24 protein-coding genes are annotated in these 24112 nt (G+C 40.9%); 11 read left to right on the top strand and 13 right to left on the bottom strand.

All coding sequences use genetic code 11. From position 1 onward, the window contains the following. Positions 1 to 25: 25 nt before the first annotated feature. Both H9647_RS02625 and H9647_RS02620 read right to left on the bottom strand, forming a co-directional pair. On the bottom strand, positions 26 to 1141 hold the full coding sequence (locus H9647_RS02625; protein WP_225229006.1) for an HD-GYP domain-containing protein: 1116 nt from the start codon (positions 1139 to 1141) through the stop codon (positions 26 to 28). A 45-nt stretch (positions 1142 to 1186) separates the two neighbouring features. After that, entirely contained in the window at positions 1187 to 2635 is a 1449-nt protein-coding gene (locus H9647_RS02620; protein ID WP_191797920.1) for a bifunctional metallophosphatase/5'-nucleotidase, read from the bottom strand. A 132-nt stretch (positions 2636 to 2767) separates the two neighbouring features. On the opposite strand from H9647_RS02620, the gene moaD reads away from it, so the two are divergent. From moaD to H9647_RS02600, 4 genes are all read left to right on the top strand, one after another. Further along, positions 2768 to 3499, top strand: coding sequence for a molybdopterin converting factor subunit 1 (gene moaD, locus H9647_RS02615; RefSeq protein ID WP_191797918.1), 732 nt, complete (start codon positions 2768 to 2770; stop codon positions 3497 to 3499). Positions 3500 to 3584: 85 nt separating this feature from the next. Continuing rightward, entirely contained in the window at positions 3585 to 4640 is a 1056-nt protein-coding gene (locus tag H9647_RS02610) for an HD-GYP domain-containing protein (protein WP_191797916.1), read from the top strand. A 243-nt stretch (positions 4641 to 4883) separates the two neighbouring features. Then, positions 4884 to 5141 carry an autorepressor SdpR family transcription factor gene (locus H9647_RS02605; RefSeq protein ID WP_191798625.1) on the top strand — a complete coding sequence of 86 codons (258 nt, stop codon included), beginning with the start codon at positions 4884 to 4886 and terminating at the stop codon, positions 5139 to 5141. Positions 5142 to 5187: 46 nt separating this feature from the next. Next, positions 5188 to 5820, top strand: a complete 633-nt coding sequence (locus H9647_RS02600) for a DUF1648 domain-containing protein (RefSeq protein ID WP_191797914.1) — start codon at positions 5188 to 5190, stop codon at positions 5818 to 5820. A 237-nt stretch (positions 5821 to 6057) separates the two neighbouring features. Here the strand turns inward: H9647_RS02600 and sufB are convergent, their stop codons facing one another. The 6 genes from sufB to H9647_RS02570 form a co-directional block, all read right to left on the bottom strand. Beyond that, positions 6058 to 7455 carry a Fe-S cluster assembly protein SufB gene (sufB, locus tag H9647_RS02595; protein WP_191797912.1) on the bottom strand — a complete coding sequence of 466 codons (1398 nt, stop codon included), beginning with the start codon at positions 7453 to 7455 and terminating at the stop codon, positions 6058 to 6060. Between the two features lie 20 nt (positions 7456 to 7475). Further along, positions 7476 to 7907: a Fe-S cluster assembly sulfur transfer protein SufU gene (gene sufU, locus H9647_RS02590; protein WP_160032916.1), complete on the bottom strand. Its 432-nt coding sequence runs from the start codon at positions 7905 to 7907 to the stop codon at positions 7476 to 7478. Next, positions 7897 to 9120, bottom strand: coding sequence for a cysteine desulfurase (locus H9647_RS02585; RefSeq protein WP_191797910.1), 1224 nt, complete (start codon positions 9118 to 9120; stop codon positions 7897 to 7899). The genes sufU and H9647_RS02585 overlap by 11 nt, the downstream gene beginning before the upstream one ends. Continuing rightward, positions 9117 to 10418, bottom strand: a complete 1302-nt coding sequence (gene sufD / locus H9647_RS02580; protein ID WP_191797908.1) for a Fe-S cluster assembly protein SufD — start codon at positions 10416 to 10418, stop codon at positions 9117 to 9119. Before sufD ends, H9647_RS02585 begins: the two co-directional genes overlap by 4 nt. Before the next feature lie 26 nt (positions 10419 to 10444). Continuing rightward, positions 10445 to 11227 carry a Fe-S cluster assembly ATPase SufC gene (gene sufC / locus H9647_RS02575; RefSeq protein ID WP_191797906.1) on the bottom strand — a complete coding sequence of 261 codons (783 nt, stop codon included), beginning with the start codon at positions 11225 to 11227 and terminating at the stop codon, positions 10445 to 10447. Positions 11228 to 11610: 383 nt separating this feature from the next. Further along, positions 11611 to 12075 carry a Dps family protein gene (locus tag H9647_RS02570; protein WP_191797905.1) on the bottom strand — a complete coding sequence of 155 codons (465 nt, stop codon included), beginning with the start codon at positions 12073 to 12075 and terminating at the stop codon, positions 11611 to 11613. Positions 12076 to 12374: 299 nt separating this feature from the next. Between H9647_RS02570 and mtnK the strand changes: the two genes are divergently transcribed. Both mtnK and mtnA read left to right on the top strand, forming a co-directional pair. Continuing rightward, positions 12375 to 13598 (top strand): S-methyl-5-thioribose kinase, encoded by a 1224-nt coding sequence (gene mtnK / locus H9647_RS02565; RefSeq protein ID WP_191797903.1) that lies wholly within the window; start codon positions 12375 to 12377, stop codon positions 13596 to 13598. Further along, positions 13595 to 14686: an S-methyl-5-thioribose-1-phosphate isomerase gene (gene mtnA / locus H9647_RS02560; RefSeq protein WP_191797901.1), complete on the top strand. Its 1092-nt coding sequence runs from the start codon at positions 13595 to 13597 to the stop codon at positions 14684 to 14686. Before mtnK ends, mtnA begins: the two co-directional genes overlap by 4 nt. Positions 14687 to 14886: 200 nt before the next feature. Here the strand turns inward: mtnA and H9647_RS02555 are convergent, their stop codons facing one another. Further along, positions 14887 to 15189 (bottom strand): YunC family protein, encoded by a 303-nt coding sequence (locus tag H9647_RS02555; protein WP_191797899.1) that lies wholly within the window; start codon positions 15187 to 15189, stop codon positions 14887 to 14889. A 263-nt stretch (positions 15190 to 15452) separates the two neighbouring features. Between H9647_RS02555 and H9647_RS02550 the strand changes: the two genes are divergently transcribed. Next, a complete protein-coding gene (locus H9647_RS02550) occupies positions 15453 to 15944 on the top strand; it encodes a hypothetical protein (RefSeq protein WP_191797897.1) in 492 nt (163 codons plus the stop codon). 42 nt (positions 15945 to 15986) lie between these two features. Here H9647_RS02550 and H9647_RS02545 read toward each other — a convergent pair whose 3' ends face one another. Continuing rightward, positions 15987 to 16361: a DUF423 domain-containing protein gene (locus H9647_RS02545; protein WP_191797895.1), complete on the bottom strand. Its 375-nt coding sequence runs from the start codon at positions 16359 to 16361 to the stop codon at positions 15987 to 15989. A gap of 190 nt (positions 16362 to 16551) precedes the next feature. Between H9647_RS02545 and H9647_RS02540 the strand changes: the two genes are divergently transcribed. Then, positions 16552 to 16980 (top strand): hypothetical protein, encoded by a 429-nt coding sequence (locus tag H9647_RS02540; RefSeq protein ID WP_191797893.1) that lies wholly within the window; start codon positions 16552 to 16554, stop codon positions 16978 to 16980. A 94-nt stretch (positions 16981 to 17074) separates the two neighbouring features. Continuing rightward, positions 17075 to 17923 (top strand): DegV family protein, encoded by an 849-nt coding sequence (locus tag H9647_RS02535; RefSeq protein WP_191797891.1) that lies wholly within the window; start codon positions 17075 to 17077, stop codon positions 17921 to 17923. A 75-nt stretch (positions 17924 to 17998) separates the two neighbouring features. Here the strand turns inward: H9647_RS02535 and pdaA are convergent, their stop codons facing one another. The 3 genes from pdaA to thrC form a co-directional block, all read right to left on the bottom strand. Further along, positions 17999 to 18739 (bottom strand): delta-lactam-biosynthetic de-N-acetylase, encoded by a 741-nt coding sequence (pdaA, locus tag H9647_RS02530; protein ID WP_225229074.1) that lies wholly within the window; start codon positions 18737 to 18739, stop codon positions 17999 to 18001. Positions 18740 to 18876: 137 nt separating this feature from the next. Further along, the gene (locus H9647_RS02525) at positions 18877 to 19293 is read right to left on the bottom strand and encodes a hypothetical protein (protein ID WP_191797889.1); all 417 of its coding nucleotides are present in this window, start codon (positions 19291 to 19293) and stop codon (positions 18877 to 18879) included. Between the two features lie 294 nt (positions 19294 to 19587). Then, positions 19588 to 21003, bottom strand: a complete 1416-nt coding sequence (thrC, locus tag H9647_RS02520) for a threonine synthase (protein ID WP_191797888.1) — start codon at positions 21001 to 21003, stop codon at positions 19588 to 19590. A gap of 252 nt (positions 21004 to 21255) precedes the next feature. Here thrC and yhbH point away from each other — a divergent pair, with 252 nt between their 5' ends. Then, complete coding sequence (gene yhbH / locus H9647_RS02515; protein WP_191797886.1) at positions 21256 to 22422, top strand: sporulation protein YhbH; 1167 nt, start codon at positions 21256 to 21258, stop codon at positions 22420 to 22422. Then, entirely contained in the window at positions 22419 to 23867 is a 1449-nt protein-coding gene (locus tag H9647_RS02510) for a SpoVR family protein (protein ID WP_191797884.1), read from the top strand. Before yhbH ends, H9647_RS02510 begins: the two co-directional genes overlap by 4 nt. Positions 23868 to 24112: the final 245 nt, after the last annotated feature.

Genomic DNA, 24112 nt, shown 5'->3' with positions numbered 1-24112 from the left:
ATGTTTCCGAACAAAAAACACCCCGTTATGTAAACTGAGGCACTTCCGAAGTCATCATAACTGCCTCCCCGCCCACACCCGTAATCATAACGGATAAATGTTCCATTAAATCGAGATCATAAGGAGCATGTAGCTGCCTGCCTTCCGAATCTTTAATAACTCGAACAACGGGACGATGCGGTGCTTGAGGATGAATACGAACAACGACTGCAGTGTCCCCGGTGATAAGCTCTACGGTAAGACCCACCGGATAAATAGCTACATAATCCCTAAAAACCTCCAAGATATGCTGATCATAGAGTGTTCCTGTACCCGCGAACAGCATTTCTACTGCTTGATGAGGCAGCAAAGCATTCTGATAGACACGATTCGTGGTCATCGCATCATAAGAGTCTGTGAGTGCAAGCAATTTGGCATATTCGTGAATATCTGATCCTTTTAGCCCCTGAGGGTAACCTTGACCATCCATTCGTTCATGGTGCTGAAGTGCACAATGTGCCGATAATAAAGGGATACCAGGTTCATCTTTTAAAAGTTTGAATCCATATAACGTATGATTCTTTACGATTTCATATTCCTCATGAGTTAGCTTTCCTGGCTTTTGCAAAATATGAGGAGGTATTTGAGTCTTGCCAATATCATGCAACATCGCACCAAGACCGATCTCCATCAGTTTACTATGGTCATAACCAAGTGCTTTACCAAGAATCAAAGAATTAATACATACATTAAGTGAATGCTCATATAAAGTGTGATCCATGGTATGCATTCCCGTCATCATAATCATGACACTGGGCTGAGAACTAATATCTTCAAGAATAAGCTCCATCACACCAGTAAATTTTTTCCCTAAATAAGGATATTTATTTTTCATTTTACCGCTTGATAGAATAGAGAACTCTTCTTTGATCTCTTTCATCGCTCTGATCCTAGTTTCTTCTCGTAATACAGCAGGAAATTCCAAATCTTCCGTTAAAGGGTCCTGAATATATACATAACTAATACCCAACTGAGAGATTCGCTTGATCAGATGGGAGTTCAGTACAACTTGTTCACTGAGTAAAACAATACCCTCATCATTATATATTCGCTTGCCGAGTTTCATACCGAGCTCAAGCATAGCAATGGGTACAAGACGCAAGGTCACCCTCTCCTGCCTACATTAAAATGCTCTTTAACAGTTCCTTTACTTCGATAAGTTCGGATGCCAACGGGCTAACGAACTTTCTTCTAACGACTCCGGTCTTCGCAGCTCCATACCGAGCAAATCTCTAATAAACTCAGGTAATCGATAGGATAGGTCGGAACCTAAAGAAAGACTTTCATAACCAATATTAAATGTAAACATATCAAGCGTTCCTACTTTATAAAACTGCTCGTCGCTAAGAACCGATCCTTGAACACGGATCTCCGTGATCTTATGATAAGGCGGCAGCGAATCATCATAATACACTTCAGCACCATCGAGACACAGACAGCCCATTTGATATCCTCGAAAACCAAATCCTTTGAACACTAACTCTCTATATTCAGGAAGCAGACTTTGTTCCAGCGCTCTGCGCAAATCTGCCCCTTTTAACTGAATTGTACACGCATTGATGGGAGATGGACATAAAGAATGTAACATACCCTCCGTAACATTTCCTGCCGGAAGCGCCCCTAATAGCTGACCTGCATTGATAACCGAGAGATCTGCCTCTGTGAAATGTCTAACCGCCTGAGCTAATATATTACCAAATGGGGACTCTTCATCCCAAGAAATAGGGAGATCTCTGTCAGTAATCGCTACGGTCCGGCTGAGTTTAATCTCAGCCTGCTCACGATGAGCAAGGATGGCCGCTGTTACATTTTCATCTAAAAGCATCTCATTTACCGGATAACATCCGCCAGAAACCAAAGAAAAACGCTCCTGTTCAGGATGACGTTCGAGGGTTACTTTCCCCAAATACTGACCATACTTTCCGGCGCCGCAAACCACGGTACCATTTATCATCAGCGGTTCTTTAAGCACATGATGTGTATGTCCTCCTAGAATCACATCGATCCCTTCTATTATTTCGGCTATTCTCTCATCCATCATAATACCTAAGTGAGACAACACAATCACAATATCAACCTGATCCCTTATCTCGGTAACCTGACTTCGTAATGTTTCGATCGGATCAAGTGCTTCGAGTCCTAACAGTTCATAAAAAGCGTTAAATGGAGCAGTAGCTCCGAGGAGTCCAATTCGAATCCCGCCTTTATTCATTATATGATAAGGTTCCATCCACAATGGAGGTTTGCCTGTACTTTTTAATAGAAGATTCCCACATACGACAGGACATAAAATTCCTGCATATGCTTGATCAAGAATATCTGTTGTAAACGTTAATCCTTCATTATTCCCGATCGTAACTGCATCATAGCCTGTTATATTAATGATATCAATATTTGCACCGCCCATCGTGCCTTCTGTCTCGGCGGCCATCCGGTCCATATGATCTCCTATATCAAGGACGAGCACTTCTTCTCCGGATGAAGATTGTTCTTTAGTTTCATGAATCATCGCTGCGAGCGAGCCCATATGTTCAAAATGACTATGGATATCATTCGTGTGAAGAATGGTGAGTATTTGTTTGTGTGAATCGTTCATCTTCGTTCTCTCCTCCGGAAAAATGGTACAGCCTAGTCCTTATTTCCTGTTTCCTCTAATAGATAAGCATAACATTTTTATGTACGATATGATATATTAAAAGGGTTTCTTGAACAAAAATGAGGTGAAAAAATGAAAATAACCGTTTTATTATTTGCAGGAATAGCCGAAAGAATCGGCAAATCCAGAGTCGAACTTACGTTAGCAGAATCTACAACAGCAGGGCAAGTAAAAGAAGAACTTATTCATCAATATCCAGATGCTGCGGGGTTAATTCAGAGTGCGATTATTGCAATAAACCAAGAATACGCCCCCTCACACGCCTCTCTGAATGCAGAAGATGAAATTGCCCTCATCCCGCCTGTTTCTGGTGGAGACGGAACCTCCTCTGGTTCTGCTGACAATGAAGAGATCCACACGACCTCAGACGGGTTATATACAATTGGATATTCTCCGCTGTCTGTGGAGCAAGTAACAGATAAAGTCATTACTCCTAATCATGGAGCTGCCCTATCCTTTGTTGGCACCACAAGAGAAATGACGGGGGATCAGCGGACCATTCTTCTTGAATATGAGGCTTATATTCCTATGGCTTTATCTATGATGCAAACGATAGGACAAGAAATAGATCAGCGCTGGCCTGGAACGCGGTGCGCCATCTCCCATCGACTGGGTAAAGTAGGAATTGCAGAGATCAGTGTAGTCATAGCAGTTTCTTCCCCCCACCGAGCCGATTGCTATGATGCAAGCAGATATGCCATTGAACGTCTAAAAGAAATTGTGCCAATATGGAAAAAAGAAGTATGGGCAGATGGATCCGAGTGGAAGGGTCATCAGACCGGACCCTGGAACCCTAAAACATGACTGTTTCCTTTAACAAGTCATTGTCATACCATTTTTTTCTTGTTATGATATTTTTAAATTCAATGCTTAAAGGTGGTTTATTTGTTTGAGATTACATGTCACCGATCTTAAGCCCGGTCAGTTACTGGAAAATGATGCATTTAATCATTCCGGTGTGCAGCTGATGCCAGCAGGCTCTCTCCTTAACGATTCTGATATTAATAGACTTAAATTGCATGGTATTGATTATGTAGACATCGCAGATAGTGTACAGCTGCCCGTTTTCCCTGCTCCTGTTGTCACTTCGTCCCCTGGGGAATCACTAATGAAGCTCGTTCCGCTGTTCGATACAACGATGGCAGGAACAGCAACCATTTTCAAGCAAGCGATGAACTCTGGAACCATTGCCATGAATCAGGTTGATGAACTGCTTCAACCGATGACAGAGCAACTTGTCGAGCAGAAGGATGTTGTCTCACTACTTCTTCTTTTAGACCGGGATGATGAGTATACATATAACCATTCCGTCCAAGTAGGCATTCTCACGTATTATATGGCCTCTTGGCTCGGTTATTCAGAAGAGGACTGTTATAACATCTCTAAAGCAGGTTATCTCATTGATATCGGGAAATCAGTAGTCCCACAAGAACTATTACATAAACCTGGGAAACTCAGTCCCGAAGAATTTCGTGTCATGAAAAAACACGCAAAGCAAGGACATGACATTATTCTTGCCTCTACAGGAAATGAACTGCTCGCCCTCCCTGCACTTCAGCATCATGAACGTGAGGATGGAAGCGGATACCCCTATGGGCTGCGCAAGGATGACATCCATCCTTATTCGCGTATAGCGGCTGTAGCAGACGTTTACAGCGCCATGACTACCAATCGCGTTTATCAGTCCAAACAAGAGTATATCTCTGTCCTATGCGAGCTATACGGTCTTAGCTTTGGTCAATTGAATGCAGAAGTAACTCAGAGCTTTATCAAACATTTGTTGCCCAATTTTATTGGTAAAAAAGTACTGCTCACTACCGGTGATACGGGACTTATTGTACTGAACAATCCAAACGATTATTTCAGACCTCTTGTAAAAAGCCCTCACGGGTTTATTGATCTTGCGAAGCATCGTTATATCGCAATTGTAGAAATTTATATTTAACAGTATGAACTAGAACCTATACATAAGAGCCCTATCAAGTTACTATGACTGTATTACATGCGATATCTAACCAAGCAGGTAAAGATAACAAAAAGGCTGAGGAATCTTTCCTCGGCCTTTTCCTTTTTTTATGTTCATACTTATAGTAGGTTCATACATTATGGTATCTACTTCCATTTAATGAAATTAACTGTTATTATATATTTAGAAAATTATCTAAATATAGATATGTTGGTGAAATCCATGTTTAACACATTTAAAGCTTTGTCAGATCCTACGCGAATGAAGATTCTTGAATTATTGAGAAAAGAAAATATGACCGCGGGAGAAATTGCAGACCATTTCCATATGACAAAACCAAGCATTTCGCATCACTTAAGCATTTTAAATCAAGCCGATTTAATTTTCGCTGAAAAAAAGGGACAATTCATCCACTACTCTCTGAACACAACGATGATTCAAGAGATTATGTACTGGGCCCTCAAATTTAACAAGGAATAAAATGAATTATACGGTGTTTATTTTTAATGAGAGGAGTTTGAATCTAATGATAAAAAAGAATCTCTTTTCACTCGTATTCATCTGTATAACGATCGCCCTAGGTTTATTCGCCTATCCCTTCTTGCCTGAAACATTAGCTATTCAATTCGGAGCAGACAATACGCCTACGAATACTGCCCCTAAGTTTATTGCCTTAGCCATCGTTCCAGGTACCATGCTTCTACTTCTGCTCACCCGTGAAAACTCTAAGCGTCTTGTTCACAGCGCAAACCTTCTAGAAGTCACATTGATTTATAAAATTTCACTTTTTATTCTGCTCGGAATCCAAATTGCGATGATTTTATACGGGTTAGGTTACCATTTTAATTTCTATATGCTTGGAAATATGACCGTAAGCATTATCTTTATCATTGTTGGTAACTATTTATATCGAGCTAGAAAAGGATATCGTTTTGGTTTTGCCAATCGCTGGACCTTATCTAACGAAACCGTGTGGAAAAAAACGCATCAACTGGCTTCTGCCGTCTTTATTCTGGCTGGGATCCTTACCTTTGTGATGAATATCATCGGTGGTTCCATGCAAGTGTATAACATTAGCATATTTGCTAGTGGTGTTGCCATTTGTTATATCGGGTCTTACTTGTTTTATCTTACAAATAAAAACGGTAGCGTATCGTAATCTCTGCATCTAAAAGAATAGGTGTAAAAGAATTCCCCACGATTCTAATTGCGAATGATCAAAAAGTGGTGTTAGAAACTCAAGACATCAAAGATGTGAAAACATTTTCAATAAACTTATAAAAAAAGAAGAAGACGAACTTTAAAAAGTTCGTCTTCTTTATTTGAAAATGCTTTTTAAATCGGCTACAAATGTAGCACGTAATTTCAAAAGTCTCTAAAGTTCTTCTATAACTAATTAACCGATAGAACCTTCCATCTCAAATTTGATGAGACGGTTCATCTCTACCGCATATTCCATTGGAAGTTCTTTCGTGAATGGCTCGATGAAGCCCATTACGATCATTTGTGTAGCTTCTGCTTCTGACAAACCACGGCTCATCAGATAGAAAAGCTGCTCTTCAGATACTTTGGACACAGTTGCTTCGTGTTCCAAAGTAATGTTGTCGTTCATGATCTCATTGTAAGGAATCGTATCCGAAGTGGACTCATTATCCAGAATCAGTGTATCACACTTGATGTTGGATTTAGCACCTTCTGCGTTACGTCCAAATGAGGCAAGCCCACGATACGTTACTTTACCACCATGTTTACTAATGGATTTCGATACGATCGTAGAAGTTGTATCTGGTGCAAGGTGAATCATTTTAGCCCCTGCATCCTGATGCTGCTCTTTACCTGCAACCGCAATGGAGAGTACAGAACCTTTTGCACCGCGGCCTTTCAGAATAACAGCTGGATATTTCATCGTCAGTTTGGAACCAATGTTACCATCGACCCATTCCATCGTTGCATTTTCTTCAGCAACCGCACGTTTTGTAACCAGGTTATAAATGTTTGGTGCCCAGTTTTGGATCGTTGTATAACGAACGCGAGCGTTCTTCTTCGCAATGATCTCAACCACTGCACTATGCAGGGAATTCGTGCTGTATACAGGAGCTGTACAGCCTTCTACATAGTGAACGAAGCTATCTTCATCAGCAATGATCAGTGTACGCTCAAATTGACCCATATTTTCGGAGTTAATCCGGAAGTAGGCTTGAAGCGGCACTTCACATTTTACACCTTTAGGTACATAGATAAAGCTTCCGCCAGACCATACCGCACTATTAAGTGCTGCAAATTTGTTGTCCGCTGGAGGAATAATCGTAGCGAAGTACTCTCTCAAAATTTCCGGATGTTCTCTGAGCGCAGTATCTGTATCCATGAAGATTACACCTTGATCTTCAAGTTCTTTCTGCATGTTGTGATATACAACCTCAGACTCATACTGAGCAGATACACCAGCAAGGAACTTTTGCTCTGCTTCAGGAATACCCAATTTATCGAATGTTTCTTTGATTTCCGTTGGTACTTCTTCCCATGTCTTACCTTGTCTCTCAGAAGGTCTTACATAGTATTGGATTTCGTCGAAGTCGAGACCATCAAGATCTCCACCCCATTTTGGCATATCCATTTTGTAAAATTGTTTCAGAGACTTCAGACGGAACTCAAGCATCCATTCAGGTTCTTCTTTAATACGGGAAATTTCTCTTACTACCTCTTCAGTCAGACCTTTACCCGTTTTAAAAATGGATTGGTGTTCGTCACGAAAACCATATTTATATTCTTCCATTTCTGGAGCTTTTTTAGCCATCGGGGTCTACCTCCCTATCGTTATTGTGATTTGTGATCCTCATCAATCCCTTTACGCAGTGCATTCCATGCAAGGGTTGCACACTTGATACGCGCCGGGAATTTATTTACACCGGATAGGGCTTCAATATCTTCGTATTCGTCAAATTCTTGTTCCTCTCCTTGCATCAAGGAGGAGAAACGTTCTGCCAAGTTCAAAGCTTCTTCCATCGATTTGCCTTTAACAGCCTCAGTCATCATGGAAGCAGAAGACATACTGATTGAGCAGCCATCTCCTGAATACTTTGCATCCTCGACAATTCCGTCTTTAACTTTTAGCTGCAATGAAATCCGGTCACCGCAAGTCGGATTATTTAAATTTACTGTGACTGCGTCATCAGCAAAAGTACCCCGATTTCGCGGATTTTTATAGTGGTCCATGATTACGCGCCGATACAGATCGTCAAGTTGCATCACTAAAATACTCCTTTGTCTGGATTAAGGCGCTGACAAGACGGTCAACGTCTTGCTCAGTATTATATAGATAAAAGCTAGCTCGTGCAGTGGAACCTACTTCCAGCCAGCGCATAAGCGGCTGACAGCAGTGATGCCCTGCACGGATCGCTACTCCGCTTGCATCAAGTACGGTCGCTACATCATGAGGATGAACACCCTCTAGATTAAACGTCGCCAGTCCTACGTGACGTTTCTTAGGACCGTAAATGGTAATTCCTTCAATCTCAGATAACCGATCCATAGCATAATTCGCTAAAACACTTTCATGTCTTTCAATCTCGTCCATGCCAATTTCCTCAAGGAAATCAATAGCAGCACCGAGACCTACTGCGCCAGCAATGATCGGAGTTCCTCCTTCGAATTTCCAAGGGAGTTCTTTCCATGTGGATTCATATAATCCAACATCATCAATCATTTCGCCGCCAAATTCGACCGGCTCCATGGACTCAAGCAGCGCCTTCTTGCCATAAAGTGCACCGATACCGGTCGGACCACACATCTTGTGTCCAGACAAAGCATAGAAATCACAGTCTAAATCTTGAACATCAACTTTCATGTGCGGAGTACTCTGAGCCCCATCGATGACCATAACAGCGCCATGACGATGAGCAATCTCAGCGATCTCTTTCACAGGGTTGATTACACCAAGGACATTAGATACATATGCCATGGATACGATTTTGGTTTTTGGCGTAATGGTTGATTCTGCATCAGCCAATGACACACTACCATCTGGCTGAAGCGGAATATATTTTAGAACAGCACCTGTTCGTAAAGCAAGTTGCTGCCAAGGAATCAGATTACTATGGTGTTCCATAGGAGTAATCACAATTTCATCACCTTCAGAAAGTACAGAAGGACCATAAGAGGATGCAACAAGATTTAATGCCGTTGTTGTACCTCTCGTGAAAATAATCTCTTGTGTACGTCTTGCATTGATGAATTTGGCTACTTTTTGACGGGCACCTTCATACGCATCTGTGGCACGGCTGCCCAGTGTATGAACTCCGCGGTGCACGTTTGAGTTCTCCCACTCATAATAATGTTTTACGGCTTCTATAACAGCAATCGGCTTCTGGGAAGTCGCTGCACTATCTAAATATACCAACGGATGCCCATTGATCTCTTGACCTAAGATGGGAAATTGTTTCCGAATCTCTTCGGCGTTCATTGTCCTAATTTCCTTTCAACGAGAGATTGCAGTTGAACTTGCAATTCTTTCATTGGAATATCAGAAATAACAGGAGCCAAAAATCCGTAAATAACCAATCTTTCCGCATCCGTACGGGAAATACCGCGTGACATTAAATAGAAAATTTGTTCTGGATTCACTTGACCTACAGAGGCAGCGTGACCCGCTGTAACATCATCTTCATCAATGAGGAGAATTGGATTCGCATCTCCACGTGCTTTAGGGCTAAGCATAAGAACACGTTCTGTCTGCTGACCATCGGCTTTGGTTGCACCCTTTTCAATTTTGGTAATACCATTGATGATTGCTGTCGCTTCTTCTCTCATAACAGCGCGAGTAATCATCTGACTTGAAGAACTCTTGCCAAAGTGTTTCGCTTGTGTGGTGTAATTCAATTTTTGAGAACCAGCACCTACAGCAATTGTTTTTTGATCGGATGTTGAACCATTGCCTTTTAGTACAGAAAGCGTATCACTTGCCGTATTGCCAATGTTCATCTCTCCCACGATCCACTCAATGGAACCATCGTTCTCTACAACAGCGCGGCGGAAGGAAACATCCGTCACTTGGTCACCAAACTGGTGAACCGTTGCAAAACGAACTTTTGCACCTGCTTTTACAAATACTTCGGCTACCCCAATATGAGATACTTCTGCATCTAGTTGTCCAGATACATAATTATCTACATAGGTTACCTCACTGTTTGTATCGGCAATAATCAGAATATGTGGTGCAAACGTTGCAGTACCATCGTCAGACAACATAATGGCCTGAACCGGTTTGTCGAGAACCACATTACGAGGAACGTAGAGGAATACCCCTCCGTTCCAGATTGCAGAATGAAGCGCAGCAAGCTGGTGTTCATCTGATTTCACTGCTGTATGAAGATGTTTTTTAACAAGATCCTCATGTTCACGTACCGCTGTTTCCAGATCCGTGAAGATAACACCTTGATCTGCTAACTCTTTGGAAAGATTGCTATACACAACACCGGAATTACGCTGAATCAGCAAAGTTCCGTCTTCTTCTTCTCTGATCAAAGAGTGAATTGTTTCAGGAGCCTCTCCTAAAGAGATTGCGTTAGCTGCTTTATATTGTCCGTATGCAGAAATATTCCAACGTTCAATTTTTGTTTTTTCCAGTTTCGGAAGCTCAAGGCTACCAGCAAGTTCAAGCGCAGCTTGGCGCTGATCTGTGAGCCAAGCCGGCTCATTTTTGCTTTCGGATAACGCACGAAGCGCTACGGAATCAACCGGAAGAATGGTTTGTGTTGTCATTTGCTTTTGTCCTCCTCCGTTAATCTTTACGCTTCTTGTCCTACAGTTTCATCTTCAATACCAAGTTCTTCTTTAATCCAGTCATAACCTTCCGCTTCCAAACGTTCAGCAAGTTCAGGACCACCAGATTTTACGATACGACCTTGCATCATAACGTGAACAAAATCAGGTTTAACGTAGTTAAGCAAACGTTGGTAGTGAGTGATAATGAGGAATCCGCGATCTTCACTCTTCATTGCATTTACCCCATTTGCTACAATGCGAAGTGCATCGATATCAAGACCGGAGTCAATTTCATCAAGAATAACAAGAGTTGGATCAAGCAACATCATTTGCAAAATTTCATTACGTTTCTTCTCGCCGCCGGAGAAGCCTTCGTTCAGGTAACGATGAGCAAACTCAGGATTCATCTCGAGTTCTTTCATTTTACCTTCCATTTGACGAATGAATTTGATTAGAGAAATTTCGCTACCTTCTTCACGACGTGCATTAATCGCACTACGCAAGAAGTCAGAGTTTGTTACACCGGCAATCTCACTTGGGTACTGCATAGCCAAGAACATTCCTGCACGTGCACGCTCATCAACTTCCATTTCAAGTACATCTTCACCGTTCAATGTTACCGAACCGCTAGTAACTTCATATTTCGGGTGGCCCATAAGTGCGGAAGCTAAAGTACTTTTACCTGTACCGTTAGGACCCATAATTGCGTGGATTTCTCCACCCTTCATGCTAAGGTTAATTCCTTTCAGAATTTCCTTACCTTCTATTTCTGCTTTAAGTCCTTCAATGACGAAATTTGTAGCCATATGTGCCTTAACCTCCAATAAAATAATTTCATAGTCGAAATCATATTGTTTATCTAAATAGGGTCGCCCCTTGATTTCCAGTTTCGCTTTCAAAGCATCACTTTATAATAATTCTAAACTGATTCTCAATGATTCTCAAGTCATTTATGTTAAAAAGTTTACAGACTGCGGAAACAAAATACCCTTCTCCCACTAAAACTCTGCATAACATGACAGCAATACTACACTGCAACCACTGATACATATGAATTCTATATTAAATAGGGTACCGAATCAAATGAGATTGGCTTTTTTCACAATTTCATTATGATTCCTTCATCGTTAACCAAAAAGGCTGACCTTATAAGGTCAGCCTTTTTGTAATCTTTATTTTTCCTTTATAATTAAGCAAGATAAGAACGAAGCATCCACATATGTTTCTCAAGCTCTGCTTGGAATCCAGTTAGCATGTCTGCTGTAGGCTGATCGCCTGCTTCGTCTGCTGCTTCTATGCCCTCAGCATACTCTTCGGACAAGGTAGCAAAATCTTCGATAATATTTTGCACCATTGTTTTTGTATCTTCGCCGCCAGCTGCTTCTTGAATGGAAGCAATCTCAAGATATTCTTTCATTGTTGCGGCAGGGCTACCTTTAATAGTAAGGAGACGTTCCGCAATTTCATCCATTTGAAGAGTAACTGCATTATACAATTCTTCAAATTTTACATGAAGTGAAAAGAAGTTTGGACCCTTAACATACCAGTGATAGTTATGAATTTTCACATACATCACGTTCAGGTTCGCAACCTGACGGTTCAGAATTTGTTCTACCCCTGCTTTAGTCTGTGTTTTATTGGTTGATTTAGCCATTAATATCCCATCCTTTTATTGAGTTTAATGTAACTTTCCAATCTTATGTAGATCAGAAATCCTTCTATTTGGTGAAGATCAGATGTTAATGTTCCTCTCTTCGCTGCTATTTTAAATTTACCCTTTAGCCTAGTTAATGAAACAAATCTCTCTACTGACCTCTAATATAAATAGTTTCCCTAATCGGATAATTGTTCCAAAAAAATGCTACAAAATTGAAGAGTAATCCGATATACTGATATACCAAGTAAAGAAGTTGGGTTTATTCTTTATCATATACTTTAGCGGAGGTGCCTACCTTGTCTTCATATCATCCTTTAACTCTTGATGAAGCAATGCAATTGTCTCGAACCGTACTGGATTTATTTGACGCAAACAGTGAACTGACTTGCCAGGAAATTGGTGACGGTAATCTGAATCTCGTTTTTCATATTACAGATACGAATTCCCGCAACAGTGTGATCGTTAAACAAGCTTTGCCTTATGCCAAAATTGTTGGTGAATCATGGCCCCTATCGCTAGACCGCGCAAGAATTGAACGTGAGATCCTGCAGGAAGAGTATAGAATCTGCCCTGGCTCTGTTCCGCAAGTATATTATTATGATGATGAACTTGCCCTAACCATCATGGAAGATCTAAGCGATCATGTCATCATGAGAAAAGGATTAATTGAAGGAAACCATTATCCTCTGTTTTCCAAACATATTGGAGAATTTATGGCACGGACGCTTTTTTATACGTCCGATCTAGCTATGGATCAATCTCTTAAGAAAGAAAAAGTCAAGAAATTCGTAAACCCAGACCAATGTAAAATTACGGAAGATCTTATTTTTGAAGAGCCTTATCGTTTCTCTGAACGAAACAATTATTCTCCTTCCATTGAGGATGAAGCAGAAGCGCTTCGCACGGATCACGAGTTACATTTGGAAATTGCGATTTTACGAGAAAAGTTTCTCACTCAAGCCCAAGCCCTGCTTCACGGGGATCTTCATACAGGAAGTATTTTTATCACACCAGAATCTACAAAAGTAATCGACCCGGAATTCGCTTATTATGGCCCCATAGGCTTTGATATCGGTGCAATTCTTGCAAACCTGCTTCTACACTATGTTTCTGTACCCGGATGGGTTAGAGGTGAAGCTGCTGTCTCTGCGCGTGAAGAGGAACTGCTCCTTATGGTTCAGAATGTATGGACCGAGTTTGAACGCAGTTTCTGCGAACTATGGGATCAAGATGTTCAGGACTATATGGCTCGTACGAAAGGTTACCAGGAGTTCTATGTAGCTAAACTCCTTCAGGATAGCGCCGGATATGCAGGAAGCAAAATGATTCGCCGGATTGTCGGACTTGCTCATGTAGCGGACATCGATACCATCAACGACGAGACAATAAGAGAACAAGCTGAACGTAAAGCACTCTCTATAGGCAAGAACTTGGTGAAAAATCACCGCAAAATTACATCCATTACGGATTTTATGAATCTCGTTATAGACGCTAGCAAAGGAAAGGTAGGACAACGATGAGCAATTCCAGCACGAATACAGAGTTTAATCCATTAATTTCACTTAACTGGAGAGGAAGTTACCTTGAGCTTCTCGATCAGAGACTACTCCCAGAATCCATTGTTATGCTAGACCTCTATACTCCGGAAGAGATTTGGGATTCCATACATTCCATGAAGGTACGCGGCGCTCCGGCTATCGGTATCGCGGCAGCCTTTGGCGTTGTGCTTGGTGCTGCGCAGTATCAGAAGGAGGATAGGGCAGGATGGCTTGAAAAAGTGAAGGAAGTATGCGATTATCTCGCGACGTCAAGACCTACGGCGGTTAATCTATTTTGGGCGCTTGACCGTATGTATGGAGCAGCTGTACAGCTCAGCGAAGATTCGAATCAACTCTCTATCTCTGCATTGAATGAAGGTCTAGCTCAAGAAGCCATTGCAATCCGTGCAGAGGATGAGGAAGTATGCAGACAGATCGGTGAACATGCTCTGCCTTTATTTGAAGATGGAATGGGAGTCCTTACTCACTGTAACGCAGGCGGATTAGCAACAGCAAAATACGGCACCGCTACAGCTCCTATGTATCTTGCCAAAGAACAAGGAATTCACCTTAAAATTTTTGCAGATGAGACGCGGCCCGTTCTCCAAGGTGCTCGTTTAACGGCATTTGAACTGCAACAAGCCGGAATTAATGTAACACTCATTACCGACAATATGGCTGGAATGGTGATGTCTAAAGGCTGGATCCAAGCCGTTATTGTAGGTACAGACCGTGTGGCCGCTAATGGGGATGTTGCGAATAAGATTGGTACTTATAGTGTCGCTGTTCTCGCTAAAGCACATGGGATTCCATTTTATGTCGCTTGTCCGATGTCAACTATTGACCTTAATACGCCAACAGGCGCACATATCCCAATTGAAGAGCGCGCACCGGAAGAAGTGACTGAAGGATTTGGCAAGCGAACTGCACCCCAAGGAATCAAAGTATTTAATCCCGCTTTTGATGTGACACCAAACGATTATGTAACAGCTATTATTACGGAAAAAGGAATCGTCCGCGCTCCTTTCGACCAAAATTTAAAAGCTTTGTACTCTGAATCAATTTCATAATAGCTAGAGTAGCTTTAATCAAGAGAATGTATAGATCAAAACGATTTAGTTTGTCTATATAGTTTCAAATTCATCGCTATTCGTTATTGAATTATGAATTTGATACACTCTGTTAACGTCGAATTCTATTGATAAGCAGCCCCTTGTTTGAAGGGGCTGCTTTGTTTTTTTAAAGTGTTATGAGACTCTGCTGCTTACACTCACATCATTTTAATCAGGGCTTCTACTCCCGTCATACCAGGAACGATTCCTAACCTCTCAGCTTCATGTGTAACAGATTCCATTGGTGCTGCCAGCAGTTCTGCAATGGTTTTAACCCCTACTGCTCTAGCTGCAATAATCTGTCGTTGCCCTAATCGGTCATTAAGTAATCCTACATCGAGCGCTCCGCACATAATATATCCCTTAGATGTCGAAACAGTAATGAGCGTTGTTTTAGGTAACTTCACTTCCACTGCAGTAAGGGTATATTCTCCAACTTGAACCGGTTCTAATGTTACCATTTGCGTAAAACACCCCCTTCGCTTTTACGTCTCGACATCATATTCCTAGGTCTTATAAACGGTGTGGACAGTAGCGGAGCACCAATTTATTGATCAAGCATGTCCTACAACCTATAAAACTCCCAAATTCGATATCTTACTATTCGTTTTTTGTGATCTCATACGTCTAATGTACTATTCATCCTTGCATTTTAATGATATAGTTAAGAAAATACATATCCAAAAATTGTAACAGAAATCTGCAGTGTGGGGTAATTAAAAACATGAACAAGTCCATATCATCAAACATAAATCATGAACAAGCTTTTTTATTTAATGTAGATATCATGATTCATAGCCGTACTAATGCCCTTGCCTTGCAAACTTTGCTTGAGATTCTTAATGAACCGGAAGGAATCAGTGACTTCCGAATACAGTCCGGCATCGAGCTGGGTGCAAGAATCAAAGAAGCTTTACATGAGTACCCTTCATCGAATCCTAGAGCCATGAGAATGGCAGATAAACCGCAATCCAAGGCGGCAACTCAACCGTATTCTATACCTGCTTCCACGTGTCCTTCTGACGAGTGGATCAATTCTGCGATGCAAGCAGGCAGACTCATCCGGATCCATATTAGAGACAATAAGGGACAACAAAAAAGCATCCCCTGTCGTATATTAAATTATGATCAAGGAACCAAATTAGTAAGCATTTATCACGTTGACGAGAAACAGGTGTACTCTATTCATACTTCCGAAATCGAAAAATACGTGTAAAAGCAAACGGCTTCTCTCAGCAATAGAGAGAAGCCGTTTCTTTTATTCTTTCTTAAAAGCGGTAGTCGCTAAACAGATCCAGCCAGCAATAAAACATACACCGCCGAGAGGTGTTATGGCTCCTAATGGACCAAGACCACTTATACTAAGCGCATATAAACTTCCAGAGAATAATATAATACCAATGAATAATAACCTAGCTGACCAGACAAGTAACTTAGCTTCACCGAAAACTTTCATAATAATTCCAATTAAAATGATACCGAGTGCATGGATCATGTGATACTGAACACCTGTTTCATATACTGAAATCTTGTCCTCACCAATGATAGGTTCTAGCATATGTGCACCAAATGCACCAATCATAACAGAAAGCATGACTAGAATTGAACCGATGCCTATCCATTTTTTTGCCACTTCCATTTCACTCCTTGTTCCTGTTGTCTTTCTATTATCTTACCTCAATTGGTTTCCCCTACGCTATCTAAAGTGAGGTTTGTCACTAAACTGCAACATTCAGAACCGTTACTTAACCACTCCTTTCTCTTGCATTTTTGAAAGAATTATGAAAAAGTAAGTGAGAAAACAAAATATAAGGAGTATGGAAATGGATAAAATTGAGCCGGTTCATGAAATGAATAACACTAAAAATGAAGAGGTAATCGAAGTAAATAATCCTTATGGAACCTTTCAACCTCCCGTAACCCCTCTGAGACATTCGGGTCCAGGGCTAACTTCTCTTATACTGGGAATCCTATCTCTTATCACCTACATTGCTATTCTTGCCTTAGCACCGGCAGCAGCAGAAGATATTTTGCAGAATCCTTCTTCTGAGGCAATACTTGAGAGTATTTATGTAATGATAATCGGCGTTCTAATACTTATTGGGTTACTTCTTAATCTTATTGGTATGATTTTATCAATTATTGGACTAACCCTTAAGAATCGAAAGAAAATTTTCCCGATTATCGGAATGGTTATTCATGGGATCATATTACTTGTGATTATCGGTTTTTTTAGTCTAAGTTTAATTTAATCGGGATATGAAGTATCATTTTGCTACAAATGTCTATATGCATTATAATAGAACAGTATGTTATAAATGAATTTTTTCTAAAAAGGGGATTAAGATGTCGCGAATTAAAATTTTTGCGGACAGCACCAGTGATTTACCTAAGACTTGGGTCCAGCAACATGAGGTTGGTATTGTTCCACTTTATGCCGTGTTTGGCGATGAATCGTTAAAAGATGGTGTTGAAATTAGCCCCGAACAGTTGTATGCAAGGGTAGATCGTGAAGGCCGCCTTCCAAAAACGGCAGCACCTTCTCCTGCTGATTTTATGGCTTCTTTTGGTCCTTACATAGATCAGGGCTATCATGTTTTATTTATTAGCCTTTCATCTGAGCTTTCTTCTACGTATCAAAATGCACTCATCGCTTCAAGCGAATTTCCAGATGGTAGCGTTACTGTGTTTGATTCACTTAATTTATCATCCGGAATTGGCGTATTGGTGATGAAAGCAGTTCAAGCTGCGGAACAAGGGAAAACCGTCACTGAAATTGTTGATCTACTGACTGAGATGAGACCCAAAGTAGAAATCGAGTTTGTCATTGATACACTTGATTATCTATATATGGGCGGCCGCTGTTCAGGAATGCAAAATTTAATCGGCAGTCTTCTCAAAATCAGGCCTGTAATCAAGGTGATTGGTGGAAAGATGACGCCCGCATATAAAGTTAGAGGCAAACGTGAAAAAGCCATTGACCAAATGCTGAATAATGCACTTAGCAATGTCAATGAAATGGATAATGATACCATTATCGTTGTACATTCGATGTGCGAGGAAGATGCAATTGTCATTCAGAAGACTTTACACGAAAAGACCAAAGCAAAACATATTGAAATGGCTACAGCAGGTTGTGTTGTTTCGAGTCATTGTGGACCTAAAACGATTGGACTCGTTTATGTAAGAGCGTAAGACAAAAAAGAAGACCTTGGAAACGGTCTTCTTTTTTTGTATTTAGAGATAACCTAAAGAAACTACGAATCAATGTTAATAAGTTTTTGTTTTGAGTTCGTCCAAACTTTTGAATGTATAGCCCTGTGCTCTAGCTGCGTCAATAATCTGTCCTAAGGCTTCTGTGTTATCCTTAGACACCGAATGAAGTAAAATCACGGCACCTGGATGAAGCTGCTTCATCACTTGATCGTAGGCGTACTGAGCGCCATGCTGGACCTTCGTATCCCAATCTTTATAAGCAATAGACCAGAACACATTAATGTAGCCTTCATTCTTACTAACAGTAAGCGAACGTTCACTAAAAATCCCGCGTGGCGGACGAAGATAAGGAATTTCCTTGCCTGTTAAAGCAAGTACTTCCTGTTTGACTTTATCCAGCTCTTCTTTAATTTTGGCATCTGGCGTTACACTCATATCGGGATGACTCCAGGAGTGATTTCCAACAATATGACCTTCCTGACTCATTCTTTTGACCAAATCGGGCTGATCTTTCAAGTAATGTCCTGTTACAAAAAAGGCGGCAGGCACTTTCTTGGCCTTAAGTACATCAAGAATTGCAGGTGTATATCCGTTCTCATAGCCGTTATCAAACGTTAAATACAACTCTTTTTGATTGGTATCTCCAAGGAATATCGCTTCATTTTTTTCGAGAATCCCTTTAAAACCTTCCTCATTAATGGATGCAAGCCCACCATCTTTACTTTTTTTGAAACCAAAGTGATATGCATCTTTCACAGGGGAAGCCTGTATATAGTGGACACCGGTGCCAGTCATGATCAAGATGATCATGACGCTAACCATAAACCACTTTTTCATCATGAATCCGCTCCTATCATCTACACAGTTATGTTACTTAAGATAATATGAGCAAGAATCCAATTATTTATGTCAAACTTTCAGATTTAAAACGATTATAATCGGTAACCCTTCCTCCCTTCCTGCTCAGAAATGATATGTAGAAGTTCACGGACAACATTCGATTTATCGGTATGAGATAACCAGCTTCGTGCTGCTTCAATGGCCTGAATCTGTCCGCGACCTTCATCTTTCCATGTCAGCAGTTCCACAATTTTGATCAGAAGAGCCATCATCTCTGTGTTATCCTGTTCTTTTTTTTCAGCACGCATTTTATGGAACAATGCCTCTTGTTCCCAATCTAACAAGATTTCCTGACCAATCGTAGGTCTCATTAGTGTATATCCTTGCCGGCAACTCTCACAGCGTACCGTGACTACCTGTTCTTCAACAAAATGTGCTTTCACTTCCTGAGTACATGTTGGACATTTAAACTGTACATCTATATGTAATGGTTCTTTCTTCTCTTTCATGGTGGTGCCCCCTATATTTTTCTTTAAAACATTTTGACTTAACTTGATCATGTTTACCCCGAAATAAAACTTTTAAATCGGATGATTATCTTTCTTTATGATATATTGGAAAATAAATGAAATTTGTGTTACATTCCGTCATTTTATTTTAAGAGAATTACAGACTTGGAATCAAATAATAAAATCACTTTTACTACTCCAAAAGTGATTTGACTTAATTATAAAAACCACAAAAAACCGTCTAGGATGTAGAGTTGCTCTTCATCCTAGACGGTTTTTTATTTTATCTCGCTTCTATTTCACTTGATGACGATGGTAAAAAGGAAGGAGTTCCGCGACCACTTGATCCATCGTTCCTTCTACCTCCGTTTTGCGAACAGGCATGTCATACAGTGCTGAGATTTGCGGCGGGAAGTCCTGCTTAATCTCACAAAGTTCAATAGACTCATTGAATTTTGCAGGATGCGCTGTAGCTAACGAAATGACAACTTCACCTGCTGGAAGCGTACGTTCTGCTGCGGCAACTCCGCAGGCGGAATGAGGATCGAGCAGATACGCTTTTGTATCGTTGTATTTTTGAATCGTTGCGAGGCACTCCGCCCCAATCACACCGTAAGCGGCAAACTCCGATTGAATTTTGCTTAACAGCTCTTGTGGAATTCGAATCTCGCCGCTCTCCTGGAAACTCTTCATGTATCTTTCGGTTTGTTCTGCATTTTCATCCAAAACATAATAAAGATATCGCTCAAAATTGCTGGCAACCTGAATATCCATAGAAGGACTATACGTCGTATGGAATCCATCAGGTTTATAGACCCCTTCCTTCACAAAACGCTCCAATATATTATTCTCATTCGTTGCAAGTACCAACTTACCTACAGGTAAACCCATACGAGAAGCAAGATATCCTGCAAAAATGTCTCCGAAGTTACCTGTAGGAACACTGAAATGCAGGGGTGCTCCTACTAATTCAGGACGCTGATCTGTAACCCGGAAATAGGAGTAGAAATAATAAACCGTTTGAGCAAGGATGCGAACAATATTAATGGAATTAATAGCGCAGAGATGATGCTCATTTTTGAAGTTTACATCCGCAAAAAGTTCCTTAATCATCCGCTGACAATCATCAAAGTTACCTTCCACTGATAAATTCAGCACGTTCTCATCTTGTACTGTAGTCATCTGAAGTTCTTGCACCTTACTTACTTTTCCATTTGGATGCAAGATACAAATATTAATTCCTTCTTTACCTCGAACGCCTTGAATTGCCGATGCCCCTGTATCGCCAGAAGTAGCACCAAGAATATTAATAGGACGTTTATACTGTTTAGCTACATAACTATACAATTGCCCCATGAGCTGAAGCGCAATATCCTTAAAGGCAAATGTAGGACCATGGAACAATTCAAGTAAATATATATCATCCGTAAGTTGATGAACTGGAGTAACGTCTTCATGCCGGAAGGTACTGTAACTGGCATAGACCATCTTTTTCAGCTCATCACTCGGAATTTCTTCATTCAAGTAATAAGAAAAAATTTCAAGCATTAAATCTTGAAAAGAAAGAGTTCTCCACTCTTCCAACTTGTCGCTAGAAATGACAGGAATGGTACTTGGTACGAGCAAACCTCCATCTGTAGCTAGTCCCATCAGAAATGCATCAATAAATCCTACTTCACTAACCTGTCCTCGAGTACTTTGATATTGCATGCGCTATATTCCCTCCTGCACTTTTGACCATGCACGAAAACGATGGTCCTATCTTCTTCTCTTTTAAACCATCATACACTGAACCGCAGCAAAAGCGAATCATTTTCTGTAAGTTAACGACAATAATAGGAAGAAAAATATTCCACTTCTCTATTTTATATCGATGTCATCACATATCATCCCTGCCCGTGAATATACTTAATTTACAGCAGGTCAAACTGTGCCGCACAATTTACAGGGGAGGTGCCTAAAATGCCGGATTCTCGCCAGCCTTACTCATTTGTCGTTTCGAAAGAGGATTGGTCTCTTCACCGTAAAGGTTACCAAGATCAGCAACGCCATCAGCAGAAGGTGAAGGAAATCATTAAGCAGAACCTGCCCGACCTTATTACAGAAGAAAATATCATCATGTCCGATGGTAAGCAGATCATTAAAGTTCCGATTCGAAGCCTAGATGAATATCGCTTTGTCTATAATTATCAAAAACAAAAGCATGTCGGCCAAGGAGATGGAGATAGTCAGGTCGGCGATGTCATTGGACGTGATCCTGCGAGTCAAAAACCAGGTAAAGGTGAAAAAGCAGGCGATCAGCCAGGTCAAGACATTGTAGAAGCAGAGATCAATATGGAAGACCTTGAAAACATGCTGTTTTCCGAGCTCTCCTTACCCCACCTCAAACAAAAAGACAAAGAAGAAATTGAGACACAAAGTATTAAATTTAACGATATCCGTAAAAAAGGGATGCAATCCAATATCGACAAGAAGCGGACCATCTTAGAAAATTTACGCAGGAATGCAACCACCGGGAACCCAGGAATCCATCATATCAGCCCTGATGACCTCCGCTATAAAACATGGGATGATACCGTCATTCCGCACTCCAATGCCGTCATTATTGCCATGATGGATACATCCGGGTCCATGGGCTCTTTTGAAAAATATTGTGCAAGAAGCTTCTTTTTCTGGATGACCCGATTCTTACGTAAACAATATGAAAAAGTAGAGATCGTCTTCCTCGCTCATCATACCGAAGCAAAAGAAGTGAGCGAAGAAGAATTTTTCACCCGTGGGGAAAGCGGCGGTACGATCTGTTCTTCTGCCTATATTAAAGCGCTTGAAATTATAGATCAGCGGTACCCGCCCTCGAGTTACAATATTTATCCGTTCCACTTTTCGGACGGCGATAACCTAACCAGTGACAATGAACGCTGTGTTAAATTAATTGGCGAATTGCTCAAGCGGAGCAATATGTTTGGTTATGGTGAGGTGAATCAGTATAACCGAAGCAGTACACTGATGTCTGCCTATCGCAATATTAAGATGGATCAGTTCATGTACTACGTCATCAAAGAAAAGGGCGAAGTATACAAGGCCCTGCGCACCTTTTTTCATAACAAAGAAGGAGGCAGCGTTTCATGAGTAGTTCAAGTGAATTAAAAGATCTCGAATATGCCATAGACGAGATTATGGAGATCGCAAATGGTTTCGGACTCGACTATTATCCAATGCGATATGAAATCTGTCCTTCTGATATTATTTACACTTTTGGTGCGTATGGCATGCCGACTAGATTCAGTCACTGGAGCTTTGGGAAAACCTTTCAGAAAATGAAGATGCAATATGATTTTGGACTCAGCAAAATTTACGAATTGGTTATTAACTCTGATCCATGTTATGCCTTCTTGCTTGACGGCAACTCTCTTATTCAGAATAAACTCATTGTAGCCCATGTCCTTGCTCACTGTGATTTCTTCAAAAATAACGCCCGTTTCTCGATGTCTAACCGAAATATGGTCGAAAGTATGGCAGCAACGGCAGACCGGATTAAACAGTATGAACTTGAATACGGTACAGAAGCCGTCGAGTCTTTTATCGATGCTGTCCTCGCTATTCAAGAACATGTCGATCCGCAGCTGATTAAACCTCAGCATCTCGATAAACAGCGCTATATGGAACTGAAGATAAAAGAGCAAAAAAATCCAAACCCGGACGTTCGTCCTCCCGGTCGTTATGATGATCTTTGGGATATTGGAGTCAAAGCCCCTGAAGGCCCTGATCCAAGTACACATCAAGTATTTCGTTTCCCGCCTGAACCGGAAAAAGATGTGATGTGGTTCGTACAGGAGTTTTCTGAGGTATTATCTGATTGGCAAAGGGACATTATGAGCATGCTTCGTGAAGAGATGCTGTACTTCTGGCCTCAAATGGAGACCAAGATTATGAACGAAGGTTGGGCTTCGTATTGGCATCAACGCATCATCCGTGAACTGGATCTTACGAGTGATGAAGCTGTAGAGTATGCGATGCTCAATGCCTCTGTTGTACAGCCGTCTAAGCAAAGCCTGAACCCTTATTATCTCGGTCTTAAAATCTTCGAAGACATTGAAAAAAGATGGGATCATCCAACGGCACATGAACAAGAACGACTCGGACGCACTCCCGGCGGAGGCCGTGCCAAAATATTTGAAGTTCGTGAATATGATTCCGACACCTCATTTATTCGTAACTATATGACGAAGCAGCTGGTTGAGGATCTTGATCTATATGTGTTCGAGAAAAAAGGACCGGATTGGAAAATCACCGATAAGTCTTGGGAAAATATTCGGGATCAGCTCATCTTTGCCCGGGTTAACGGCGGATCTCCCTATCTCGTTGTCAAAGATGCTGATTATCTTCGCACGGGTGAAATCGTCTTAAAACACCAGTACGAAGGCATTGAGCTTGATCTAAAATATATGGAGCGTACGCTTCCTTACGTATTTAAGTTATGGGGCCGCGCCGTTCACCTTGAGACAATAATTGATGATAAACCTGTTTTGTTTACGTTTGACGGCAAAAAAATGAACAGAAAATTAATGACTTGAATCCTTTTTATAATTCTGTGAAATTGACTCACTTCGCACTTTTCCCAGTTAAAAGCCTGTTTTAACTCAAATTTGGGTTGAAACAGGCTTTTTCATGGGGTAAATTGAATAATAGAAGTACTGGTCATCTAATGCCCGTATACATACAAAGCTGATAAATATGTTATAATCTACTTTTGTCAGCGCTTATTATGAACATAAGCACTCATCATTAGAATTATCTGCAATTGAATAAAGGAGCGAAC

Source organism: Paenibacillus gallinarum (assembly GCF_014836635.1).
In the GTDB taxonomy this organism is placed as follows: domain Bacteria; phylum Bacillota; class Bacilli; order Paenibacillales; family Paenibacillaceae; genus Paenibacillus; species Paenibacillus gallinarum.
Note: the sequence above shows the minus strand (reverse complement) of the source record. Positions and strands in the feature narration are given on the sequence as shown.